This is a genomic window from Angustibacter sp. Root456, from assembly GCF_001426435.1.
Lineage (GTDB): Bacteria > Actinomycetota > Actinomycetes > Actinomycetales > Angustibacteraceae > Angustibacter.
This window is the reverse complement of record NZ_LMER01000019.1, coordinates 24,715-46,208: the sequence shown is the minus strand read 5'-3', so window position 1 is coordinate 46,208 and position 21,494 is coordinate 24,715. Positions and strand designations below refer to the sequence as shown.

The window sequence follows — 21,494 nt, the reverse complement described above, 5'->3', positions numbered from 1 at the left end:
TGCAGCGGGAAGGGCCGTTGGTCCTCCGGTGCGGCCGCTCTCGGGCGCCTCAGTCGTCGGCGCGGCGCACGCGCTGCAGCAACCGGTGCGTGCCGTCGCACCACGGCGCGATCCCGGACTTGCCGCACCGGCACAGCGCGACGGTGGCGCGCCGCATCGGCACCTCGGTTCCGTCGTCCCCCAGGATCGCCACGGCGTCGCGCAGCACGAGCGGACCGTCGGGGATCTCCACGACCCGGGCGCGGTGGGTGGGCGGCTGCGCGGTACTCACCGGTCCATGGTGCAGCCGCTCGACGATCGGCGCTCAGCGAGCGGTTCGGGCCGCGCTAGGTGAGCATGAGCAGTACCGATCCGGGGAAGAAGGGGACCATGCTGTCGTTCACCCACGCCACCGACGGCTCCCGCATGCCGGTGCCGAGCGCACGCGGACCGCTCACCGACGCGTTGAGCGCCGTCCTGCTCGGTGACCACGCGTCCACGCCTGACGAGCTCCCGCTGCTCGCCACCCTCGCCAAGTCCGCGATCCACGAGGCGGCGGCCCACGGGCCTGAGGCGCTGGTGGGCGACGACGACGTCCAGCTGGCCCTCACCATGCTCTACGAGCTGCACTACCGCGGTCTGCACGGCGTCGACGACCGCTGGGAGTGGCACACCGGGCTACTGGCGGTGCGCCTGTGCCTCGAGCAGGCCCTCGAGGCCGCGCTGCGGGCGCTGGTGGACGACGACGCCGGCACCTCGGCCGCCGACGTCGTGGCCACGCTGCACGAGCTCACCGAGCCGGCGCGCAAACCCGGCCTCGCGTCGTACCTGGCGCGCCGCGCCGAGCTCGAGCAGTTCCGCGAGCTGCTCGTGGTGCGGTCGGTCTACCACCTCAAGGAGGCCGACCCGCACACCTGGGCGATCCCGCGCCTCGCGGGTGCCGTGAAGGCCGCCATGGTCGAGATCCAGACCGACGAGTACGGCGGCGGGCGGCCGGAGTGGGTGCACGCGGCCCTGTTCGCCCAGTCGATGCGGGCCCTCGGACTCGACGACTCCTACGGCGCCTACGTCGACCTGGTGCCCGCGACGAGCCTGGCCGTGGTCAACGCGATGTCGCTGTTCGGGCTCACCCGCCGGCTGCGCGGCGCCGTCGTCGGCCATCTCGCGGCGTTCGAGATGACGTCGACCCTGCCCAACAAGCGCTATGCGCAGGGACTGCGGCGCCTCGACGCCCCGGACGAGGCGATCGCGTACTTCGACGAGCACGTCGAGGCCGACGCCGTGCACGAGCAGATCGCGGCCCACGACCTCGCAGGCGGCCTGGTGCGCGACGAGCCGACGCTCGCGGGCGACGTGCTGCTCGGTGCTCGCGTGGCGCTGGCGCTCGACACCCTCGTGAGCGACGCCATGGTCGCCGCGTGGAAGAGCGGGCGCAGCGCCCTGCGCTCCACCACGGGTGGCGCACGGCGCCGGGTCGCCACCGCCTGACCCCCGCCAGCCCAGCCCCCGGCCGCCCTTCCCCCGGCCGCCCTTCCCCCGGCCGGGGGACCTTGGGCCCGGGTGCGCGCGCGGCGGCGCGGCGAGGCTGTCCGCATGACAGCCGGGACGACGCCCCTCAGCCGCGCGCGGCGTGACGCGCGCCGGCGCGCCGCCCGCCGCACGTGCCTGACGTGCGGCACCGCACACGCCCTGCGCGTGGTGAACCACCCGTCAGGTCACGTCGTCGTCTGCATCCACTGCGGGGACGTCCGGCTCGCGGCGCGCCTGCTGCGTCCGGCCTGAGCGTCAGGCCAGCGTCAGGAAGAGCTTCTCCATCGCCTTGACGTCCGCCGACTCGGCGCCGCCGGGCTCGCTGAGGCACTGCTTCAGCCCCGTCGACACGATCGCGAAGCCGGCGCGGTCGAGCGCGCGGTTGACCGCAGCCAGCTGCGTGACGACGTCCTGGCACTCGCGGCCTTCTTCGATCATGCGGATGACACCGCCGATCTGGCCTTGAGCGCGGCGCAGCCGGTTCATGACCGCACCCATGTCGTCGGGGTTGAGCGCCACCATGGCGAGCTCCTTCGTGTCAGGCCAGTGAGTCGAGCGCCGCGGCGAGACGGCGACCGGCCTCGTCCGCGACGTCGGTGAGTGCGGTGTTGTCGGTGAGCCCCACCATGACCTGGGGGTCGAGGGCCTCGACGATCGTGGTCGAGTCGTCGACCGAGCGTACGACGACGTTGCACGGGAGCAGCAACCCCACCGAGGGCTCGGCCTGCAGGGCCGCGTGCGCCAGCGGCGGACGACACGCCCCGAGGATCACCTGCGGGGCGACGTCGACGTCCAGCTTGGCTTTCAGCGTGGCCTTGAGGTCGATCTCGGTGAGGACGCCGAAACCTTGCTCCGCCAACGCCTCCCGGGTGGCGGTGAGCGTGTCGTCGAAGCCGCGCTCGACGGTCGTGCTGAGTGCGTAGCCCATGGGGTCTCCTCAGTGGGTGGTGGCGGTCTGCTCGGCGAGCTGGGACCGGACGGCGTCCATGTCGAGGGCGCGGAGCTGGCCGATCAGGTCGTCGAGCGCCGGGGCGGGCAGTGCGCCCGGCTGGCTGAAGACCAGGATGCCGTCGCGGAAGGCCATCAGCGTCGGGATCGAGGTGATCTGGGCGGCCGCGGCCAGGCTCTGCTCGGCCTCGGTGTCGACCTTGCCGAAGACGATGTCGGTGTGCACCTCGGACGCCTTCTCGAAGACCGGCGCGAACATGCGGCACGGGCCGCACCAGGACGCCCAGAAGTCGACGAGCACGATGTCGTTGTCGCGCAGGGTCTGCTCGAAGTCCGTGGCCGTGAGGGCTCGGGTGGTCATGGGTTCTCCTCCTGGTGTAGAGCATACCGGCAGGGGTATACGGTCACTACAACGCGACAGCGCCGCAGGCATTCCCCCGGGCGTCGGCGCCCCGCGGGAATCAACTCGACGGCACCCTCGTTGCGACGACTGATACCCCCCTGGGTATAGTTTCAGCGGAACCGAAGGGATGGAGTCAGCACGCATGCGAGAGGTCACCCTGGAGTCGTTCGTCGCGGCTCACCGCGACGGCGCGTACGTCATCGACGTGCGCGAGCCCATGGAGTACGTCAGTGGACACGTCCCCGGAGCAGAGCTCGTCCCCATGGGCCGGCTGCCCGGCAAGGTGGCGGACCTGCCCCAGGACCGCCCCGTCTACGTCATCTGCGCGCGCGGCAACCGCAGCCTGGCGATGACCGACTTCCTGCAGCGCGCCGGCGTCCAGGCGACGTCCGTCGCTGGAGGCACCCACGCGTGGGCCTCCGCCGGATACCCGATCGTCACCGGCCCGCGCGCCAACGCCGCCTGATCCGCTCACCGCCCGAGAGGTCTCACCCCATGGTCACCATCGTCCCCCTCGAGACGCCGAGCCTCGGCGATCGCAGCTACCTCGCCCACGACGGTGAGGTCGCCCTGGTCATCGACCCGCAGCGCGACATCGACCGCGTGCTCGACCTCGCGCGCGCCACCGGCGTCCGCATCACGCACGTCTTCGAGACGCACCTGCACAACGACTACGTCACCGGGGGCCTGGCCCTCGCCGAAGCCACGGGGGCGGCGTACCACGTGAACGCCGCCGACGAGGTCGCGTTCGACCGGACGCCGGTCAGCGACGGTGACGTCGTCGAGGTCGGCCCGTCGATGCGCGTCGCCGTCATCGCCACCCCCGGCCACACCTTCACCCACCTGTCGTACGCCCTCGAGGCCGATGGCGAGCACCTCGGGGTGTTCACCGGCGGGTCGCTGCTGTTCGGCTCCACCGGGCGGCCCGACCTGCTCGGCCCCGACCACACCCAGGCCCTGGTGCATCACCAGTACGCCTCGGCCCACCGCCTCGCGTCCGAGCTGCCGGACGACGCCCAGGTGCTTCCCACACACGGCTTCGGCAGCTTCTGCTCCTCCACGCAGAGCGAGGCGACGACGTCGACCATCGGCCAGGAGAAGCGGTCGAACCCGGCGTTGACGCAGGACGAGGAGCAGTGGGTCGCCGACCTGCTCGCCGCGCTCGACGACTGGCCCGCGTACTACGCGCACATGAGCCCGGCCAACGCCGCCGGCCCCAGCGCCCCCGACCTCGGCGCGCCGCGCCGGGCCGACAAGCAGGCGCTGCGCGCGAGCCTCGAGCAGGGCGAGTGGCTCGTCGACCTGCGCACGCGCACGGCGTTCGCCGCCGGCCACGCCAAGGGCACGTTCAACTTCGGCCTCGACGGGCAGTTCTCCACCTACCTCGGCTGGCTCATGCCGTGGGGGACGCCGGTGACGCTGCTCGGTGAGTCCGAGGAGCAGGTGGCAGAGGCGCAGCGCGAGCTGGCGCGCATCGGCATCGACGGCCCGAGCGCAGCCACGGGCCGCCCGCAGGACTGGACGGACGAGGAGCTGGGGTCGTTCCCCCGCGCCACGTTCGCCGACCTGGCTCAGGTGCGGCACCACCGTGACGTGGCGGTGCTCGACGTCCGTCGCCGTCAGGAGTTCAAGGACGGCCACATCGAGGGCGCCGTCAACGTCCCGATCCACGAGGTGCTGGAGAGCCTCGACGAGGTGCCGCGTGGCGAGGTGTGGATCCACTGCGCCGGTGGCTACCGCGCGTCGGTCGTCGCGTCGATCCTCGCGGCCCAGGGCCACACCGTGGTCGCCGTCGACGACTCCTTCGACGAGAGCGCCGCCCAGGTCGGCCTGCCGATCACCTCATGATCTGGCTGGCGATCCCGCTCGGGCTGGCCATCGGGCTGAGCCTCGGTGCCCTGGGCGGGGGCGGCTCGATCCTCACCGTCCCCGCCCTGGTGTACCTGCTCGACCAGGACCCCCGCAGCGCCACCACGGGCTCGTTGCTGATCGTCGGCATCACCTCGCTGTTCGGCATGTTCGCCCACGCGCGGGCCGGACGGGTGCGGGTGGCGCACGGCCTGGCCTTCGGCGTCCTCGGCATCGCGGGCGCATGGGCCGGGTCGCGCCTGTCAGCCGCCGTGGCGCCCGAAGTGCTGCTTGCGGCCTTCGCGGGGCTCATGCTCGTGGTCGCCGCGATCATGTTCCGCCGCAGCATGCGCGGTGGGCGCGGTGACGGCGGCGACGACCCCGGTGAGGCGACGGTCGTGTCGTTCCACCCGTTCGTCTGCCACTGCCCGCAGGCGCTGAAGGTCGTCGTCACCGCGACGGCGGTCGGCCTGCTCACGGGGTTCTTCGGGGTGGGCGGCGGGTTCGCCGTCGTCCCGGCCCTCGTGCTGTCGCTGGGCTTCTCGATGCCGGTGGCGGTCGGCACGTCGCTGCTCGTGATCACGGTGAACAGCGCTTCGGCGCTCGTGGCCCGGCTCGGTGCAGGCGTCGAGCTCGACTGGAGGCTGCTCGCGACCTTCACGGGCGCGGCCATCGTGGGGAGCCTGGTCGGCGGCCGGGTCGCGACGCGGGTGCGTCCGGTGACGCTGACCCGGGCGTTCACGGTGCTGCTCGTGCTGGTGGCCGTCTACACGGCCGTCCGCAGCGTGCCGCAGCTCGTGTGATCCCGAGAGGTCGACGGGTCAGAGCCCCGCGACGGCGAGGGCCGACCGGTGGAGCTCGCGGCGCAGCGTCGCCTGAGGCACGCCACCGGGGGCGAGCTGCGCGGCCGACCGCAGCAGCCCGGCGATCAGCTGCGCGCGCGCCCGCTGGACGTCGGCCCGGCGGGCACCACCCGAGCGCAGGATCTCGGTGAGCGTTCCGTAGAGCTCCCTGTGCCGCTGCGCGAAGTGCTCGCGCACCTCGTCCGGCAGCGGCTCCAGCCCGGCACTGGCCTCGGTGAGCATGGCGTGCGACTCCTCGGTGAGGAAGTCCAGCTGGACGTCGATCCACGCGGTGAGTCGGTGCGCCGGTGTGCCGTGGCCCTCGACCACCGCGCGCGAGGCCTCGACGAGCGGCAGCATCTCGAGGTCGAACCAGCGCTGCAGGATGTGCGCCTTGGTCGGGAAGTAGCGGTAGAGCGAGGTGCGCCCGAGCCCCACCTCGGCGGCGATGTCACCGAGGGACACCGCCGCCACGCCGCGCTCGGCGAACAGCCGCTTCGCCGCGTCGACGACTGCGGCCTCCTGGGCGGCGACGTGCTCGGCGATGGTGGCGCCGGTGATGCGGGGCATGCGCTCGGTCAGCTCCTGATGACGGGTGCGACCCTCCCGTGCTCCAGGTGCACCTGGCGGTCGGCCCCCGCGGCCTGGTCGACGTCGTGGGTCACCACGAGGGTAGCCGCGCCGAGCCGCCGCGCCTGCGCGACCAGCAGGTCCATCACCGCCGCACCGCGGTCGGGGTCGAGTGACGCGGTGGGTTCGTCGGCGAGCAGCACCGCGGGCTCGTTCATGAGGGCTCGGGCGATGCCGACGCGCTGGCGTTCACCACCGGAGAGCTCGGCAGGGCGAGCATCGCGTCGATCGGCCAGGCCGACCTGCTCGAGCAGCTCCTCGGCGCGCCGACGGGCCGCGGCGTCGAGGCGTCCGGCGATGTGCGCCACGACCTCGACCTGCTCGCGTGCCGTGAGCGAGGGCAGCAGGTTCGGCGCCTGGTAGACGATGCCGATCCGATCACCACGCAGCCGGGTGCGGGCGCGTTCGCGCAAGGAACCGGCGTCGGCTCCGGCCAGCAGCACCCCACCGGAGTCGATGCGGCGCAGCAGCCCCGCCACCGCGAGCAGCGTCGACTTGCCGGAGCCCGAAGCGCCGGTGAGCGCGACGACCTCGCCGGCGTCGACGGCGAAGTCGACGTGGTCGAGCAGGGTGCGCGGGGTCGTGCCGTCAGGCACGGTGACGGTCACGTCACGCAGCTGGAAGCTCATGGGTTCCTCTCAGTCCGAGGCGCGCAGCGCGCCGGAGGGGTCGACGGACGTCACGCGGCGCACACCCGCGAGACAGCCTGCGAGGCCGAACAGGACGAGCAGCCCGAGCGCAGTCAGGGCCGGCCCGGCGTCGAGCTGGAACGGCACGGCCGTGCGCTCCACCAGCGTGCCCAGGCCGAAGGCCACGAGGCCGCCGACCGCTGCGGCGCCGACCAGGACGACGCCGAGCTGACCCACCGCGTCGCGCGCCACGTAGCCGCGTGAGGCGCCCAGCGCCTTGAGGACGGCGATCTGTCGGGAGCGCTGCATCGTCCAGACGATGAAGAACGCACCGACGACCAGGGCGGAGATCACGAGCAGGAACCAGCGGATCATCGTCATGGTCTGGGTCTCGCCGGTGTAGCCCGGCGACCCGGCGTAGGCCTGCTGCTTGGTGACGACCTCCATGCCCTCACTCGTGGCGGCCTGAGCCTGGGCCGAGTCCAGAGCAGCCGGATCGTCCGCACGCAGCGCGATCGCTGAGAATCGGCCCTTCGCGTTGTCTCCGTAGAGCAGGCTCTGCCACGTCGACAGGCTGGTGAAGCCGATGTCGACGTGCCCGTACGAGCCGGTGTAGGTGAAGCCGAGGACGGGCAGCGGCCGGTCGACCCCGACGATGGTGAGCTCGTCGCCGACGTTCACGCCGTCGTCCTCGAACGCGTGGCTGAGCACGAGGCCGGGGTCGCCGGCCAGGGCGCGTTCGGCGTCGCGTCGGGGCGCGAGGAAGCTGCCCGCTGGAACGCCGATGAGCGCGATGTCGACGGTCGAGCCGCCGGGGCGCTTGGCGTTGATGAACGACACCCCCATCGGCGACGCCTCGACGCCGGGGACGCCACGCCAGGTCGCGAGGTCACCCGGTGTGAGGGTCGACCGGCTGAAGGTGCTCTGGGCGCCGTGCTGGAACGCCAGGTGCGTCATCGGCAGCCGGCGCAGGCCGGAGATGCCGGCGTCGACCAGGCCGTTGGCGAGCCCGGACAGCAGCGTCGTCATCAGGGCGACGAGCGCGATCACGAGCCCGACCAGGACGAAGCGGCCGCGAGCGACCTTCAGGTCTCTCAGTGCGACGTACACGGGGCGTCTCCTCCAGGTATCGACAGGTTGTCACCAAACATGATGACACCCTGTCGTTATCTAGGGGAAACCAGCCCCCGAAGTGGCTCAGTCGCCGTCGCCCTCGCCACCAGACGGCGGGGTGTTGGCGACGCCGCTCCACGCGGCCTTGGCCCCGCTGTGGCCGATGCGCACGATCTGCACCGACGTGCCGACGACACCGATCACCGCGAGCACGGCCACCGCAGCCGTCAGCGGGACGCGCACCTGGGCCCCTCGGCGCTGCAGCCACCAGATGGCGGCGGCGGCCACGACGAGCACGATCACGAACGGCAGCAGGCCGTCGGCCAGCTCGGCGTGCCGCTCGACCAGCGCGGACTCGCCCACGCGGTGCTCGAGCGACTCACCCGACTGCGTCGACAGCGGCACCAGCACCAGCGCGACGACCGACAGCGCCAACGCCGCGATGGCTCCGTGCCGCCGGAAGCGCGGCCAGAACGCGGCCAGCGCCACGGCTACCGCAGCGGCCGGGACGAACACGACGGTCGCGTGCACGATGAGCGGGTGCACGGGGAGGCCGAAGATCGTGTCGAACATGACGCTCCTAGATGAAGGTGGGTGCGAACGGCGCGAGGACCGGACCGCGATCGTTCCGAGAGATTCTCAGAAGAGTCTCAGAACCGCACCAAAGCGTGACATACCGCATCAGTTGTCCGAGGCCGGAAGCCGCAACGTGAAGGTCGCCCCGTGCCCGGGCGCGCCGTCGACGTCGAGCTGGCCGCCGTGCACGCGCGCCACCTCGTCGACGAGGGCCAGACCGAGGCCGAAGCGACGGCCGCCGTCGCGGGAGGTGCCCCGCGCGAAGCGCCGCGCGAGGTCGCGGGCCTGAGCCGGGTCGATGCCCTCGCCGTCGTCGGCGACGGCGACCAGCACGTGGTCGTCCGCCGTACTGACCCGCACCTGGACGTGACCGCCAGAACCCGTGTGCGCCAACGCGTTGTCGACCAGCGCGGTGAGGGCGCGCCGCAGTGCGGCCTCGATACCCACGACGTGCGGCGCGCCGTCCGTGCCCGAGGTCGTCAACGCGACCTCCCGCTCGTCGGCCAGCACGCTGAGGCTCGCGACGACCTCGCGCGCCACCGCGCTGACGTCGACGGGCTCGCCGCGCTGAGGAGCGTGCTCGAGCTCGGCGGCCAGAAGCAGGTCGGTGACCACCTCACCGAGGCCCTGCGCATCGCGCACCAGCCGGTCGAGCTCGTCGCGGGTCGCCGGGTCGGCGGTCTGCCCGACGAGCCGCCGCCGCAGCAGCTGGGCACGCGTGTGCAGCACGGTGAGGGGAGTGCGCAGCTCGTGGCTGGCATCGGCGACGAACCGCCGCTGCAGCCCGAGCGCCTCACCCATGGGACGCACGGCGCGTCGTCCGATGAGCGCGCCCACCCCGGCAGCTCCGGCGATCCCCAGCAGCGCAGCGACGCCGAGGCTCACCAGCAGCCGGTTGCGTTCGGACTCGCGTGGCGACAGGTCGTAGACGGCGCTCAGCCGGCCGAACCTGCGGTCACCGGTCCACAGCGCGAGCTCCTGGCCGCCAACGGTGAGGCGGGAGGCTCCGTCGGGTTGCTTCGCGGGGTCGACCTCCCGCACCGCCTCGGGTGCGCCGTCCGTCACGAGGGTGCGCCCACCTTCGGTGCGCAGCACCAGCCAGATGCCGACCGGCGGGTCGCTGACGTCGTCAGCGCGGGCCCAGGCGCTGCGCGTCGTGGAGTCGGCCTGCCGGTGCTGCTGCTGCTCGTCGACCACCAGCACCACCGCGGTCATGGCGAGGACGACGAGGGCGACGGCGAGAGCGGCCTGGATCGCGACGCTGGCGCTGGCGCGCCGCATGAGCTGGCGATCGGCGGCGGTGGCGTCCCTCATGCGGCGTCCCTCATGCGGCGTCCCTCATGCTGCGTCCCTCATGCCGCGTCCCTCATGCCGCGTCCCTCATGCTGAGCCCAGCCGGTAGCCGCTACCGCGCACGGTGCGGACGACGTCGCGCCCGAGCTTGCGGCGCAGGTAGTGCACGTAGGTGTCGACCGACCCGGTGGTGTCGGCGTCGTCGAACACGCGGTCGAGCAGCTCGGAGCGCGAGAACACCCGCTCCGGGCGGCGGGCGAGCACCTCGAGCAGCGCCGCCTCGCGCGGCGACAGCTCGACGTCGGGCTGGCCGCCGCCGGTGACCAGCCGCTGCTCCGGTGACAGCGTGCGCGTGCCGAGCGACAGCGACTCGGCGACGTCGCGGTGGCGGCGCAGCAGGGCGCGCAGCCGGGCCAGCAGCTCGTCGACGTCGAACGGCTTGACGAGGTAGTCCTCGGCGCCGGCGTCGAGACCCTCGACCCGGTCGTCGGTGGTGCCGCGGGCCGTGAGCATCAGCACCGGCGCGGTGACAGCCCGCCCGCGCAGGCGGCGGACCAGGTCGACGCCCTCGATCGCCGGCAGGCCGCGGTCGACCACGAGCACGTCGTGGTCGCCGGTGAGCCCGAGGTGCAGGCCGCGCTGGCCGTCGCGCGCGACGTCGACGTCGTAGCCCTCGCTGATCAGCAGGCCCTCCAGGAGCCCAGCGAGATCGGCTTCGTCCTCGACGAGCAGCAACCGAGGGCGCGGCGGCTGAGGTTGCGGGTGAGCGTCGGTCACCCCGTGATGGTGGCACGTGAGCTCTCAGAGATCTCTGAGTCTGGCGGCGCATCGTGGAGTCACGTTCGAGGTGAAGGAGCGCTCATGAGCACCGTGATCGGGCCCGTCAGGCACACCGATGCGCGCCGTACGTCCGGCACCCACGCGCCGGGTCAGGAGCGGGCGCGAGCGCGGCGGCGCGCGGCCGACGTCCTCGAGGTGATCGCGGTCACGGTCGTCGTCGCGACGGCCGTGCTGTTCCTGCTCGACGGCGGCAGCTCGGCTCTCACCGGCGGCACCGCGGCCGACCGGCTCGTGGGCCTGGGCCGCCTGACCGGCCTGGTGGGCACGGTGCTCCTTCTGCTGCAGCTGCTGCTGGCCGCACGACTGCCGTGGGTCGACCGCACGTACGGGCACGACCGCGCGCTCGTGGCGCATCGCCGGCTCAGCCGGGTGGCGCTGCCGCTGCTGCTGGCTCATGCCGGCGCGCTGGTGCTCGGCTACGGCGCGCGGTCGGGGATCAGCCCGGCCCTCGCGTGGCTGGTCGAGCCGGTGCGCATGCTCGGTGGTGCGGTGCCCGACATGCTCACGGCGTTCGTCGCGCTCGGTGTGCTGGTCGTCGTCGCGGTGACGTCGGTGAACGCCGCGCGCCGCCGGACCCGCCACGAGACCTGGCACCTCGTGCACTTCACCGCCTACGCGGGTGTCGCGCTGTCGCTGCCCCACCAGCTGTCGACGGGCACCGACATCGCCGGGCACCCCGTGACCCGGGCGTTCTGGCTGGCGCTCTACGTCGCTACCGCAGGCGCCGTCGTGGTGTTCCGCGTGCTGGTTCCGTTGTGGCGCAGCCTGCGTCACCAGCTCGTCGTCGAGCAGGTGGTGCCCGAGGGGCCGGGCGTCGTGTCGGTCGTGGTGCGCGGTCGGCTGCTGAACCGCCTGCCCGTGCGCGCCGGCCAGTTCATGCACTGGAGGTTCCTGACCCGGGGGCTGTGGGCAGCAGCCCACCCGTGGTCGCTCTCGGCCGCACCTGACGGCCGCCGCCTGCGCCTCACGGTGCGCGACCTCGGCGACCACTCGCGTCGCCTGATGGAGCTGCAGCCGGGCACGCGCGTGGTGATCGAGGGCCCCTACGGTGCGTTCACGACCGCCCGGCGGACGCAGCAGCGGGTGCTGCTCATCGCCGCGGGCATCGGCATCACGCCGGTGCGCGCGATCGTGGAGGAGCTGGCCGGCGCGCCGTCCACCCGCCCCGGCGACGTGACGGTGCTCTACCGCGGCAACGACGAGCGCTCGCTCGTGCTGGTCGACGAGCTGCACCACCTGGCGGCGACGTCCGACGTGCGGGTCGAGACGCTCGTGGGGCCGCCCGTACCGGGCTCGTGGCTGCCGCCGCACCTGGCCCGGCGCGAGCGCCGCGCCGACGCCGCGACGCTGCGCCGCCTGGTGCCGCACCTGCGCGACCACGACGTCTACCTGTGCGGGCCGCCCGCGTGGATGTCGCTGGTGCGGCGCGACCTGACGCAGGCCGGCGTGCCGGCCTCGCAGGTGCACGACGAGCGGTTCGGCTGGTGAGGCGCCGGACGGCGGCAGCGACCGTCATCACCGCAGCAGCCGCACTCGTGACGGCGTGGCGCGTCGGCGGTACGGCGGGTCAGCCCGGCAGCGTGCCCGGCGTGCACGTCGTGGCCGCACCGCCCTCGGCGTCGTCGACGCACCAGCCGGCGTCTCGCAGCAAGACCGGCTCACGCTCGACCACCCGGACGACGGCCCCCGCCACCAAGCGCACCATCACCGGTGCGGTGGTGTCGACGCCGTACGGGGACGTGCAGGTGGCTGCGGTCGTGAAGGGCTCGAAGCTGCTCGACGTCAAGGCGCTGCACCTCACCGACGCCAACGGGACGTCGCGCTCGATCAGCGCGAACGCAGCGCCTCAGCTGCGCTCGGAGGCGCTGCAGGCGCAGTCGGCGCAGATCGACACGGTGAGCGGGGCGACGTACACGAGCGAGGGGTACCGCCAGTCGCTGCAGGCCGCGCTCGACGCCGCCCACCTCTGAGCAGCGACTTGTGACGAGTTCTCGACCCTTCTCGAGCCCAGGAAGGTCGCGAACGCGTCACATGTCGACGACGGACGGCGGCCGGTGGGCGCGGAGGGACGCGAGCAGGAGCAGCAGCGCCACGGCCTGGGTGACGGCCACCACCACCGCGAGCGCCGGCAGCGAGCGCTCGTAGAGCGCACCGGCGACGGCGCCGCCGCTCACCGCAGCGGCGCCCTGGATGGCTGCGAAGACCCCGTAGGCGCTGGCGCGGCGGTTGCGGTCGACCAGGTCGGCCACGAGCGCCTTGGCCGTCGAGTCCTGCAGCCCCGTCGCCGCGCCCCAGATCACCACGCCGAGGACGACGACCCCGACGACCCCGCGGAAGGCCAGCAGCGGCACGACCGCCACGAGCACCGGCAGCACCACGAGCACGCGTGCCCCGTGACGGTCGTAGAGGTACCCGGTGGCCAGCGCCGCGATCGCCTCGGCGCCCATCGCCGCCGCGTAGACCACGGGCACCACCGCGACGCTCACCAGGTGCTGCGTCGCGAGGTGGAACGAGATGAGCCCGAAGGTCACGAGCCCCGCGCTCACGGCCCCGGCTGAGGCCGCGAAGAGGTAGAACGCCCGCGGCAGTCGTTCGCGCGGGACGTCCACGGCGGTGGCCTCGGCCGGTGGCGACGTCGGCTGCCGGCTGCCGTCCAGCCGCGCCCGCATCCACCCCAGCAGCACGACGGCCGCGATGCCCGGCACCGCGAGCGCCAGCATCGCCGGCCAGATGACGGCCGTCACCGCGATCACGCCGCTGACGATCAGTGGCCCGACGAACGCCCCGAACTGGTCGAGCGCCTTGTGGACGCCCAGCCCGCGCCCCATCCCCACGTGCCCGGCGGCGTCTGCGAGCAAGGTCGACTTGGCCGGGCTGCGCACCGCCTTGCCCGTGCGCTCGGCCAGCACCAGCACGCACGCGAGCGCGAGCCCTGCCCCGCCCACGAACGGGGTCACGGCGAGCAGCGGCACGCTCACCGCGGTGAGCGCGTACCCCGCGATCGCGATGGCCCAGTACCGGTGCGTGCGGTCGGCGAGCGGGCCGAACACCAGCCGCAGCACCAGCGCCGCCGCCTCCCCCGCGCCGGTGACGACGCCGACCACCACGGCCGTCGCGCCCAGCGAGGCCAGCAGGGGCCCGGTGATCGAGCGCGCCCCCTCGTAGACGACGTCGGCGAGCAACGACACCACGCCGAAGCCCACGATCGTGCGCCACGGCGACCACCCAGCGTGCTCGCGCACTCAACCTCCTTCGCTTGCCGTCCGATACATCCCACCATGGGGGTTGACTTCGGTGCCGCAGGCGTCGCGATGACGCGGCTGCGCGCTGCCCTCGCGCGGGCCATCGCCCCCGTGACGCCGCACGACGACCTCACCCACTGGCGGCTGTCGGCCTTCCTCGAGACCGCCGACGAGGTGCCCTTCGAGACCACTGCCGACGGCACCATCACCTACGCCGGGCCACGCTCGGTCGACCTGCTCGGCTACGAGCCTGCCGACGTGGTGGGCCAGAGCATGGCCGTGGTGCTGGCACCTCGCGAGCTGGACCGGGCCCGCCGGCTCCTCTCCGACTCACTCGTCGCCGGCTCGGGGTGGACCAAGGAGCGCTACACCTACGTGACGCGCGACGGGCAGGAGCGAGAGCTCTACAGCAGCGCGCTGCTGCACGTCGGCCCCGACGGCGAGCCCATCGGGTTCACCGGCACGCTGCGCGCGATCGACGCAGACGTCGCCGCGCTCGCCGCCTGGCAGCGCACGCACGCGCGGGTGACTGCGGCGATCGAGCAGCAGGCGCTGCACGCCGTCTACCAGCCGATCGTCTCGGTCACCTCTGGCGAGGTCGTCGGCGTCGAGGCTCTCGCCCGGTTCACCGCTGAGCCGGTGCAGGCGCCCGACCGGTGGTTCCGCGAGGCGGCCACCGTCGGTCTCGGCACCGCGCTCGAGCTGCTCGCCGTCGAGAAGGCTCTGGACGGCGCGCAGCACCTGCCGCCGGGGCTGTACGTGTCGGTCAACGTCTCACCGCAGACGCTCCTGAGCGGGCGCCTCCCCCGGCTGCTCGACGAGTCGTTGTGGCCGACGTCCCGACTGGTGCTCGAGATCACCGAGCACGTGTCGGTGGACGACTACGCCGAGCTGTTGCCGTTCGTCGACGAGGTCCGGGCCCGCGGGGCGCGCGTGGCGGTGGACGACGCCGGAGCCGGCTACGCGTCGTTCCGGCACATCCTGCGGCTGCGACCGGACTACATCAAGCTCGACCGCACGCTGGTCGACGGCCTCGACGTCGACCCCGCCAAGCGGGCCCTCGCCGGCGCCTTCGTGACGTTCGGGCACGAGGTGGGGGCGACCGTCGTCGCCGAAGGGATCGAGACCGAGCAGGAGCTGCGGGCCGCTGCGGCGCTGGGTATCCAGAGCGCCCAGGGCTACCACCTGGGTCGGCCGGCTCCCGTCGACCAGCTGGCGGGCTCGCTGCCGCGCCCGTCGCCGCCGGTGCCCGTGCCGGCGCGGCCGCCTCAAGACAGGGCCGCCACCTGAGCCTCGAGCGTCGCGCGCAGGCCGGTGATGCGCTCCAGGTCGCGCTCGCTGCCCAGGACGGCGCTCAGCGCGGCCTCGAGGTGCGGTCCAGCCTGCTCGGCGGCCTCTGCGGCTGACCTCGGCTCGGACGCCGGCCCCGCGGTGCCGCGCAGCATCCGCAGCACCAGCTCGGCGCCGTCGAGACGTCCCCAGAGGTAGTCGTTCTCCCGCCACGCCGCGTCGACGAAACCGCCGAAGTGGTGCAGCGACACGCCTTTGAGCTTGCCGCCCTTCGGCGTCGGCAAGGCCATGGCGGCCAACGGACTGAACTGGCTCACCGTGATCGGCGTGAACTGCGGCAGCCGCGAGAGCGCCACGGTCGGGAAGATCAGGGCGTCCCACAAGGGAAAGCCGAGGTAGCGCGAGAGCAGGCCGCGGCGCGTCTCGGCGGCCCAGGCTCGCGTCAGCTCGGCGAACGACTGCCACATCGGCACGCTGCTGTCGGCGAGCTGCTCGGCGAGGCTGGCCCGGTAGGTCGTGAAGAGCTGCGTGAACGCCGCGTCGTGCTCGGCCGCGAAGGCCTCGGGGTTGGCGAACACCGCGTCGTCGCTCAGGTCGGCGCCGAGGAAGGCGACGAGGGAGTCCGTCACGGCGCCCACGGCGTCGCGCGGCGCGGCGTGCAGATCGTCGAGCAGCTCCCAGGCCTTGGCCTTCAACGCATCCAGCTCCGTGCGGCGCGGCGTGCCCGGGCCGGAGTCGGCCACCGGGTACAGCGCGTTGATGCCCGCGAGGATGAACATGAGCCGTCGCTCGCGGTACGGCACGTCGACCGGCCCCAGCATCTCGAGCAGCCGCGTCGAGTCAGGCTGCCGCCACTCGACGCGACCACGGGCCCACGCGGCCAGGGCGGCGCGTACGAAGGTGGTGCGGCTGGAGCCGGGCGGGTAGACGAACCGCGCGACGATCTCGTCGGCCAGGCGCTCGCCCGCTGCCTCGACCTTGAGCCGGCAGTACGTCGTGAAAGCGGCACCGGCGAACGCCGGCGCCTGCGCGTACATGCTGTCGGCCAGGCGCTTGACGTCGTCAGGGTCGTCGATGCTCCACGCGCTCTGCGGTGCGCCAGCCGTCTGCTGCCAGGCCTCGTCGATGGCCGCCGTCACCTGGTCCATCTGCTGGGCGGCGATGGCGCCGAGCTCGGCCACCCGGACGTTGAGGTCGCGCAGGTCCTCGAGGTCGCGCAGGATCGAGTGGCTGCCCTTGACCCCGACGACGCTGCGCAGCAACGCCTTCAGGTACCCCGGCGCCGACTCGTCGCCGTCCGGCTGGTCGTCCTGCTGCATGAGCCGGAGGCCCGGGTCGGGCTGGATGTAGACCAGCCGACGCACCACCTCGGTGCGCGCCCGCTTCTCGGCGATGGCCTCGACGACGAGATCGAACGGCGCGTTGTCGAGCACGCCGCCGTCGACGAACCACCGACGTGCCGCAGTGGTGTCGGCGTACCGGCGGCGGAACATCAGCGCCACGGCGTCGGTGTCGAGCGGCCGAGGGTCGATCTCGGCCGCGAAGCTCGTGAGGCTCACTGGCGGGAACGCCCCGGGGAACGACGACGTGGCCCTCGCCGCGAAGGCCAGCGCGCCCACGCTGCCGGGTCCGAAGGTCTTCTCCACGCCGTCGCGCGCGCGGAACTGCACGACCTGGGCGTGGTTGGTCTCGCGCTGGCTCGCGCCGCCGGCACCGCTCGCCACCAACACCGCCGCGCCGTCCAGGTCGGTGGTGGTGACGAACAGGTCGAGGGGCGTCGCGGGCAGCAGGAGGCTTGCGCGGCTGGGGTCGACCGGCTGATCCATGGCGCTGATGGCGTCGTAGAGCAGCTGCGACATGCGCGCGCCACGCAGCGGCGACACCGGCTGTCGCAGTCTCAGGAGGGTGCGGCCCACCGCCAGCGCAGCCCGCGTGCGCCATCCCCCGACCGGCGGGGCGTTGAGCAGCTTGGTGAGGTCGCCCTCGTTGATCCACAGCCGCTTCAAGGCGTCCTGCGATCCGTTGCGCGCCAGGACCTTGGCCAGGCAGACGCCGTTGATGCCCCCTGCCGAGGTGCCGGCCACGATGTCGATGTTGGCCGAGACCAGCACCCGCTCCCTGGCCAGGTCGCCGAGCGTCTCGAAGTAGGCGTGCTCGGTGTCGGTGCGCTCGTCGAAGGGGTTGGCCGCTGCCGGGCCCAGCTCGTCGAACGCGCGGGACGCGACCACCAGCTTGTGCAGCTCCTTGGCGACCCCGTGCATGTAGATCGCCAGCGACACCCCTCCGTAGCAGATGAGGGCGAGACGCAGCTCGGTGACGGTGTGCGGCTTCGGCCGCGTCGTCGTGGTGTCGTCGGGTCCTGGCACGGCGTCCTCCGCAGGTCACCCGGATACGCCACCCCGCACCCGTGGTGCACCGCAGCGTCCTGCGCCGTGGGCGGCGTGTCAACGGTGGGCACCACGGGACTTTGTGCCCTGGGGCAACCCGTGGCGCCGACCTAGCCTCGGCCACGTGCCGACCAGCCCCGCCCGTCCTGGCCGTGTGTCACCCGTAGCGCGAGCGGTGGTGATCGGAGCCGGCGTCAGCGGCCTGGCCGCGGCCTGGCGGCTGCACCGCCGTGGCGTGCACGTCACCGTCGTCGAGGCGGCCGATCTCGCCGGCGGTCAGGTGCGCACGGTGTTCTTCGACGGCCGCGCCGTCGACGTGGGGGCCGAGGGGGTGCACGTCGCCGAGACGTCGACCGTCAGCACCCTCGCTCAGCTCGGGCTGCTCGAGAGCGCTGTCACCGCCCGCACCGGTGGCACCTGGCTGGAGCGCGAGGGCCGGCTGCGCCGCCTACCGGCCGGCGTGGGGCCCGCCGGCCCGACCCGGCTGCGACCGGTGCTGACGTCCGGCGTGCTGGGCCCCCTGGCGCTGGCGCGCGCCGGCCTCGAACCGTTGCTCGCGCGCCGCCGCGTGGTGGGTGACGTCTCCGTCGGCGAGTTCGTCGGACGCCGGTTCGGCCCGCAGGTGGTCGACCGCTTCGTCGACCCCCTGCTCGGCGGGATCCACGCGGGTGACGTCCGCCGGCTCAGCCTCGCTGCCTGCGCACCCCAGCTGGTCGACGTCGCCGCCGAGGGGCGCTCGATCGTCCTGCGCCGTCGGCCCCCCACGCCCGCGCCGGCCCGCCCCGAGGCGCCCGTTGGGCTCCTGAGCTGGCCGGACGGTCTGCAGCGCTTGACGTCCGAGCTGTCGTCGCGCCTCGGCGAGCCTGTGCGCCTGCAGGAGGCGGTGCGCGCCCTGGGCTTTCGCGGCACCCGATCGTGTGAGGTCGAGCTCGCCTCGGGCGAGATCATCGACGCTGACGTCGTCGTGCTCGCGACACCGGCAGCCACCGCGGCCGACCTTCTCGCACCGACTGCTCCCGGCGCGGCTGCTGCGCTCCGGCTGGTCCAGACCGCCTCTGTGGCCACCGTCATCGCGTCGTTCGCCGATCCGCGGCTGAGCCGTCACCCGGCCCTCGACGGCACCGGCGTCCTGCTCCCCTCCAGCAGCGGCCACGTGCTGCGCGCCGCCACCTTCCTGAGCAGCAAGTGGCCGCACCTGGACGGCGATCGGCCGCTCGTGCGCCTGTCCGCCGGCCGCGCGGGCGACAGCCGGCTCGACGACCTCACCGACGACACCCTGGCCGACCGCCTGGTGGACGAGCTCGGCACGCTGCTCGGGCTGCGTCTGCAGCCGAACGAGGTGTCGGTGCACCGCTGGCGCCGCAGCATGCCCCAGCAGGTGGTGGGCCATCGCGAGCTCGTCGCCACGGCCCGCGGGCGGCTCGCCGACCTGCCGCAGCTCGCGCTCGCGGGCGCCTCGTACGACGGCGTCGGAGTCGCGGCCTGCCTGCGCTCCGGCGAGCGGGCGGTCGACGCGCTGCTGGGCCGGCCCGAAGCCGCTGAGGTGGTGGCGTGAGCATCCCCGCCGCGGCCGCCCGGCCCGTCGTCCGCCACCAGCGGCACGACGTCGGCAGCCGGCCGTTCATCGTCATCTGGGAGGTCACCCGCGCCTGCCAGCTGGCCTGCCTGCACTGCCGCGCGGACGCGATCAAGCGCCGCAACCCGTTGGAGCTCGACGCATCCGAGAGTCGGGCGTTGCTCGACTCCATCGCCTCGTTCCCGACTCCCCACCCACTCGTCGTGCTCACCGGCGGTGACCCGTTCGAGCGGCCGGACCTCGCCGAGCTCGTCCGCTACGGCACCGGCCTGGGCCTGTCGGTGTCGCTCTCGCCGTCCGTGACGCCGAACCTCACCGCTGACCGGCTGCACGAGCTGCGTGATGCCGGTGCCCGGGCCGTGTCGCTGTCGCTCGACGGCGCCACTGCCCTCACGCACGACGGGTTCCGCGGCATCGCCGGCACGTTCGAGCAGACGCTCGAGGCCGCTCAGCTGGTGCGGGAGAGCGGGTTCCGGCTGCAGGTCAACTCCACCGTGACCCGAGACAACGTCCACGAGCTTCCGGCGCTGCTCGCCCGCGTGATCGACCTCGGGGCCGCGCTGTGGAGCGTGTTCTTCCTCGTGCCCACCGGGCGCGGCCAGCAGCTGCGCACGCTGGACGCCGACCAGGTCGAGGACGTCCTGCACTGGCTCGCCGACGTCTCGCACGTCATCGCGATCAAGACCACTGAGGCGCCGCACTACCGCCGCGTCGTCCTGCAGCGGGCAGCGGGCCGCCTCACGTCCGAGAGGGGGCCGCTCTATGACGAGCTCGGCCGCACCACGTCGGTTGCGCTGCACGGCATGCAGCTGCGGCAGCGCGCCGCCCGGCCGCCGATCGACGTCAACGCCGGCCGCGGCTTCGTCTTCGTCGACCACCAGGGCAAGGTCTACCCCAGCGGCTTCCTCCCGCACATCGCGGGCGACGTGCGGGCGCAGGACCTCGTGACGATCTACCGCGAGTCACCCGTGTTCCGCGCGCTGCGCTCACCCGAGCTGTTGCGCGGCAAGTGCGGGCGCTGCGCGTTCCGAGAGCTCTGTGGCGGATCGAGGTCGCACGCGTACGCCGTCACCGGCGACCTGCTCGACAGCGACCCGAGCTGCAGCTACGAGCCGGACGACGTCGACGCCACCACCCTCAGCGGAACGCCGACTGCCCCGTGAGCGCCTGGCCGATCACGAGCTGGTGCACCTCCGACGTGCCCTCGTAGGTCAGCACCGACTCCAGGTTGTTGGCGTGGCGCATCACCGGGTAGTCGAGCGTGATCCCGGCCGCGGCGAGGATCGTGCGGCACTCTCGCGCGATGGCGATGGCCTCGCGCACGCTGTTGAGCTTGCCGAGGCTGACCTGCTCGGGACGCAGCTGGCCGGCGTCCTTGAGGCGGCCGAGGTGCAGGGCCAGCAGCATGCCCTTGCCGAGCTCGAGGGTCATGTCGGCGAGCTTGGCCTGCGTGAGCTGGAACCCGCTCAGGGGCTTGTCGAAGATCTCGCGGCTGCCGGCGTACGCGATCGTCGTCTCGAGGCAGTCGCGAGCGGCACCCAGCGAGCCGAAGATGATGCCGAAGCGAGCCTCGGTGAGGCTCGACAGCGGGCCCGACAGGCCTACCGCCCCGGGCAGCACAGCCGACTCCGGCAGCCGGACGCCGTCCAGCACCAGCTCGGCCGTGACCGACGCGCGCAGCGACATCTTGCGCTTGATCTCCGGTGCCGAGAAGCCCGGCGTGTCGGTGGGTACGACGAAGCCGCGGATCTTGTCGTCCGTCTGCGCCCACACGACGGCGACGTCGGCGACGCAACCGTTGGTGATCCACATCTTCGTGCCGTCGAGCACCCAGTCGGATCCGTCGCGACGCGCGCGGGTGCGCATGCCGGCGGGGTTCGAGCCGAAGTCCGGCTCGGTCAGGCCGAAGCAGCCGATCGCCTCGCCGGCGGCCATGCGGGGCAGCCACTCGTCCTTCTGCTCGTCGCTGCCGTAGCGGTGGATCGCGTACATCGCGAGCGACCCCTGCACCGACACCAACGACCGGACGCCGGAGTCGCCCGCCTCGAGCTCGGTGCAGGCCAGTCCGTAGGCGGTCGACGACGTGCCCGCGCAGCCGTAGCCGTCGAGGTGCATGCCCAGCACACCCAGCTGGCCCAGCTCGCGGGCGAGCTCGCGCGCCGGCAGCGAACCGGACTCGTACCAGTCGGCGACGTTCGGCTTGATCCGGTCGTCGACGAACGCGCGCACGGTGTCGCGGATCGCGCGGTCGTCGTCGCCGACTAGCCCGTCGACGTCGAACAGGGCGAGGGGAGACTGGGCGGCCATGGCCGGAGCCTAGCGCCCGCCACCTGTGATGAGATTTCGACCTCTCAGCCCCCGCTGAGCA

At 73.1% G+C, this 21,494-nt stretch carries 23 protein-coding genes; 10 read left to right on the top strand and 13 right to left on the bottom strand.

The features are described from left to right. Positions 1 to 49 precede the first annotated feature (49 nt). Positions 50 to 271 (bottom strand): CDGSH iron-sulfur domain-containing protein, encoded by a 222-nt coding sequence (locus ASD06_RS13645; RefSeq protein WP_200942211.1) that lies wholly within the window; start codon positions 269 to 271, stop codon positions 50 to 52. Positions 272 to 369: 98 nt separating this feature from the next. Between ASD06_RS13645 and ASD06_RS13640 the strand changes: the two genes are divergently transcribed. Both ASD06_RS13640 and ASD06_RS13635 read left to right on the top strand, forming a co-directional pair. After that, positions 370 to 1,467 (top strand): iron-containing redox enzyme family protein, encoded by a 1,098-nt coding sequence (locus tag ASD06_RS13640; protein WP_200942210.1) that lies wholly within the window; start codon positions 370 to 372, stop codon positions 1,465 to 1,467. A 105-nt stretch (positions 1,468 to 1,572) separates the two neighbouring features. Next, positions 1,573 to 1,761, top strand: coding sequence for a hypothetical protein (locus ASD06_RS13635; protein WP_056678736.1), 189 nt, complete (start codon positions 1,573 to 1,575; stop codon positions 1,759 to 1,761). 3 nt (positions 1,762 to 1,764) lie between these two features. On the opposite strand, the gene ASD06_RS13630 is transcribed toward ASD06_RS13635, so the two are convergent. Genes ASD06_RS13630 through trxA form a run of 3 tightly spaced genes read right to left on the bottom strand, consistent with a single transcriptional unit; the run spans position 1,765 to position 2,818 of the window. Beyond that, positions 1,765 to 2,031: a metal-sensitive transcriptional regulator gene (locus tag ASD06_RS13630; RefSeq protein ID WP_056678733.1), complete on the bottom strand. Its 267-nt coding sequence runs from the start codon at positions 2,029 to 2,031 to the stop codon at positions 1,765 to 1,767. Positions 2,032 to 2,047: 16 nt separating this feature from the next. After that, the gene (locus tag ASD06_RS13625) at positions 2,048 to 2,437 is read right to left on the bottom strand and encodes a DUF302 domain-containing protein (protein ID WP_056678730.1); all 390 of its coding nucleotides are present in this window, start codon (positions 2,435 to 2,437) and stop codon (positions 2,048 to 2,050) included. A gap of 9 nt (positions 2,438 to 2,446) precedes the next feature. Beyond that, the gene (gene trxA, locus ASD06_RS13620) at positions 2,447 to 2,818 is read right to left on the bottom strand and encodes a thioredoxin (RefSeq protein WP_056678728.1); all 372 of its coding nucleotides are present in this window, start codon (positions 2,816 to 2,818) and stop codon (positions 2,447 to 2,449) included. A 184-nt stretch (positions 2,819 to 3,002) separates the two neighbouring features. On the opposite strand from trxA, the gene ASD06_RS13615 reads away from it, so the two are divergent. From ASD06_RS13615 to ASD06_RS13605, 3 genes are read left to right on the top strand one after another with little or no spacing between them, the layout of a single operon-like run. Continuing rightward, complete coding sequence (locus ASD06_RS13615; protein WP_056679292.1) at positions 3,003 to 3,326, top strand: rhodanese-like domain-containing protein; 324 nt, start codon at positions 3,003 to 3,005, stop codon at positions 3,324 to 3,326. Positions 3,327 to 3,355: 29 nt separating this feature from the next. Then, positions 3,356 to 4,708: an MBL fold metallo-hydrolase gene (locus ASD06_RS13610; RefSeq protein WP_056678724.1), complete on the top strand. Its 1,353-nt coding sequence runs from the start codon at positions 3,356 to 3,358 to the stop codon at positions 4,706 to 4,708. After that, entirely contained in the window at positions 4,705 to 5,511 is an 807-nt protein-coding gene (locus tag ASD06_RS13605) for a sulfite exporter TauE/SafE family protein (RefSeq protein ID WP_056678721.1), read from the top strand. The genes ASD06_RS13610 and ASD06_RS13605 overlap by 4 nt, the downstream gene beginning before the upstream one ends. An 18-nt stretch (positions 5,512 to 5,529) precedes the next feature. Here the strand turns inward: ASD06_RS13605 and ASD06_RS13600 are convergent, their stop codons facing one another. From ASD06_RS13600 to ASD06_RS13575, 6 genes are all read right to left on the bottom strand, one after another. Beyond that, positions 5,530 to 6,120 (bottom strand): TetR/AcrR family transcriptional regulator, encoded by a 591-nt coding sequence (locus tag ASD06_RS13600; protein WP_056678718.1) that lies wholly within the window; start codon positions 6,118 to 6,120, stop codon positions 5,530 to 5,532. A gap of 8 nt (positions 6,121 to 6,128) precedes the next feature. Further along, positions 6,129 to 6,809, bottom strand: coding sequence for an ABC transporter ATP-binding protein (locus ASD06_RS13595; RefSeq protein ID WP_056678715.1), 681 nt, complete (start codon positions 6,807 to 6,809; stop codon positions 6,129 to 6,131). 9 nt (positions 6,810 to 6,818) lie between these two features. Continuing rightward, positions 6,819 to 7,919 (bottom strand): FtsX-like permease family protein, encoded by a 1,101-nt coding sequence (locus ASD06_RS13590; protein WP_056678712.1) that lies wholly within the window; start codon positions 7,917 to 7,919, stop codon positions 6,819 to 6,821. Between the two features lie 87 nt (positions 7,920 to 8,006). Beyond that, positions 8,007 to 8,495: a DUF2231 domain-containing protein gene (locus ASD06_RS13585; protein ID WP_056678709.1), complete on the bottom strand. Its 489-nt coding sequence runs from the start codon at positions 8,493 to 8,495 to the stop codon at positions 8,007 to 8,009. A gap of 108 nt (positions 8,496 to 8,603) precedes the next feature. After that, positions 8,604 to 9,812 (bottom strand): HAMP domain-containing sensor histidine kinase, encoded by a 1,209-nt coding sequence (locus ASD06_RS13580; RefSeq protein WP_056678708.1) that lies wholly within the window; start codon positions 9,810 to 9,812, stop codon positions 8,604 to 8,606. A gap of 66 nt (positions 9,813 to 9,878) precedes the next feature. Continuing rightward, positions 9,879 to 10,568 (bottom strand): response regulator transcription factor, encoded by a 690-nt coding sequence (locus ASD06_RS13575; protein WP_056678705.1) that lies wholly within the window; start codon positions 10,566 to 10,568, stop codon positions 9,879 to 9,881. A gap of 84 nt (positions 10,569 to 10,652) precedes the next feature. Between ASD06_RS13575 and ASD06_RS13570 the strand changes: the two genes are divergently transcribed. Beyond that, the gene (locus ASD06_RS13570; RefSeq protein ID WP_056678702.1) at positions 10,653 to 12,119 is read left to right on the top strand and encodes a ferric reductase-like transmembrane domain-containing protein; all 1,467 of its coding nucleotides are present in this window, start codon (positions 10,653 to 10,655) and stop codon (positions 12,117 to 12,119) included. Continuing rightward, positions 12,116 to 12,601, top strand: a complete 486-nt coding sequence (locus tag ASD06_RS13565; RefSeq protein ID WP_056678700.1) for an FMN-binding protein — start codon at positions 12,116 to 12,118, stop codon at positions 12,599 to 12,601. The genes ASD06_RS13570 and ASD06_RS13565 overlap by 4 nt, the downstream gene beginning before the upstream one ends. Positions 12,602 to 12,658: 57 nt before the next feature. Here the strand turns inward: ASD06_RS13565 and ASD06_RS13560 are convergent, their stop codons facing one another. Next, positions 12,659 to 13,873: an MFS transporter gene (locus tag ASD06_RS13560; RefSeq protein WP_200942209.1), complete on the bottom strand. Its 1,215-nt coding sequence runs from the start codon at positions 13,871 to 13,873 to the stop codon at positions 12,659 to 12,661. 36 nt (positions 13,874 to 13,909) lie between these two features. On the opposite strand from ASD06_RS13560, the gene ASD06_RS13555 reads away from it, so the two are divergent. After that, complete coding sequence (locus ASD06_RS13555; protein WP_056678696.1) at positions 13,910 to 15,163, top strand: EAL domain-containing protein; 1,254 nt, start codon at positions 13,910 to 13,912, stop codon at positions 15,161 to 15,163. On the opposite strand, the gene ASD06_RS13550 is transcribed toward ASD06_RS13555, so the two are convergent. Next, the gene (locus ASD06_RS13550) at positions 15,142 to 17,529 is read right to left on the bottom strand and encodes a patatin-like protein (RefSeq protein ID WP_056678694.1); all 2,388 of its coding nucleotides are present in this window, start codon (positions 17,527 to 17,529) and stop codon (positions 15,142 to 15,144) included. The two genes, ASD06_RS13555 and ASD06_RS13550, sit on opposite strands and share 22 nt — an antisense overlap. Before the next feature lie 145 nt (positions 17,530 to 17,674). On the opposite strand from ASD06_RS13550, the gene hemG reads away from it, so the two are divergent. After that, positions 17,675 to 19,105, top strand: a complete 1,431-nt coding sequence (hemG, locus tag ASD06_RS13545; protein ID WP_162248083.1) for a protoporphyrinogen oxidase — start codon at positions 17,675 to 17,677, stop codon at positions 19,103 to 19,105. Further along, positions 19,102 to 20,289 carry a TIGR04053 family radical SAM/SPASM domain-containing protein gene (locus ASD06_RS13540; RefSeq protein ID WP_056678688.1) on the top strand — a complete coding sequence of 396 codons (1,188 nt, stop codon included), beginning with the start codon at positions 19,102 to 19,104 and terminating at the stop codon, positions 20,287 to 20,289. The genes hemG and ASD06_RS13540 overlap by 4 nt, the downstream gene beginning before the upstream one ends. On the opposite strand, the gene ASD06_RS13535 is transcribed toward ASD06_RS13540, so the two are convergent. Beyond that, positions 20,264 to 21,433, bottom strand: a complete 1,170-nt coding sequence (locus ASD06_RS13535) for an acyl-CoA dehydrogenase family protein (protein WP_056678684.1) — start codon at positions 21,431 to 21,433, stop codon at positions 20,264 to 20,266. The genes ASD06_RS13540 and ASD06_RS13535 overlap by 26 nt on opposite strands. Positions 21,434 to 21,494 lie beyond the last annotated feature (61 nt).

Coding starts and splice junctions, on each gene's coding strand:
- ASD06_RS13640 (WP_200942210.1), top strand. CDS start 370: ATGCTGTCGTTCACCCACGCCACCGACGGCTCCCGCATGCCGGTGCCG.
- ASD06_RS13635 (WP_056678736.1), top strand. CDS start 1,573: ATGACAGCCGGGACGACGCCCCTCAGCCGCGCGCGGCGTGACGCGCGC.
- ASD06_RS13630 (WP_056678733.1), bottom strand. CDS start 2,031: ATGGTGGCGCTCAACCCCGACGACATGGGTGCGGTCATGAACCGGCTG.
- ASD06_RS13625 (WP_056678730.1), bottom strand. CDS start 2,437: ATGGGCTACGCACTCAGCACGACCGTCGAGCGCGGCTTCGACGACACG.
- trxA (WP_056678728.1), bottom strand. CDS start 2,818: ATGACCACCCGAGCCCTCACGGCCACGGACTTCGAGCAGACCCTGCGC.
- ASD06_RS13615 (WP_056679292.1), top strand. CDS start 3,003: ATGCGAGAGGTCACCCTGGAGTCGTTCGTCGCGGCTCACCGCGACGGC.
- ASD06_RS13610 (WP_056678724.1), top strand. CDS start 3,356: ATGGTCACCATCGTCCCCCTCGAGACGCCGAGCCTCGGCGATCGCAGC.
- ASD06_RS13605 (WP_056678721.1), top strand. CDS start 4,705: ATGATCTGGCTGGCGATCCCGCTCGGGCTGGCCATCGGGCTGAGCCTC.
- ASD06_RS13600 (WP_056678718.1), bottom strand. CDS start 6,120: ATGCCCCGCATCACCGGCGCCACCATCGCCGAGCACGTCGCCGCCCAG.
- ASD06_RS13595 (WP_056678715.1), bottom strand. CDS start 6,809: ATGAGCTTCCAGCTGCGTGACGTGACCGTCACCGTGCCTGACGGCACG.
- ASD06_RS13585 (WP_056678709.1), bottom strand. CDS start 8,495: ATGTTCGACACGATCTTCGGCCTCCCCGTGCACCCGCTCATCGTGCAC.
- ASD06_RS13580 (WP_056678708.1), bottom strand. CDS start 9,812: ATGAGGGACGCCACCGCCGCCGATCGCCAGCTCATGCGGCGCGCCAGC.
- ASD06_RS13570 (WP_056678702.1), top strand. CDS start 10,653: ATGAGCACCGTGATCGGGCCCGTCAGGCACACCGATGCGCGCCGTACG.
- ASD06_RS13555 (WP_056678696.1), top strand. CDS start 13,910: ATGGGGGTTGACTTCGGTGCCGCAGGCGTCGCGATGACGCGGCTGCGC.
- ASD06_RS13535 (WP_056678684.1), bottom strand. CDS start 21,433: ATGGCCGCCCAGTCTCCCCTCGCCCTGTTCGACGTCGACGGGCTAGTC.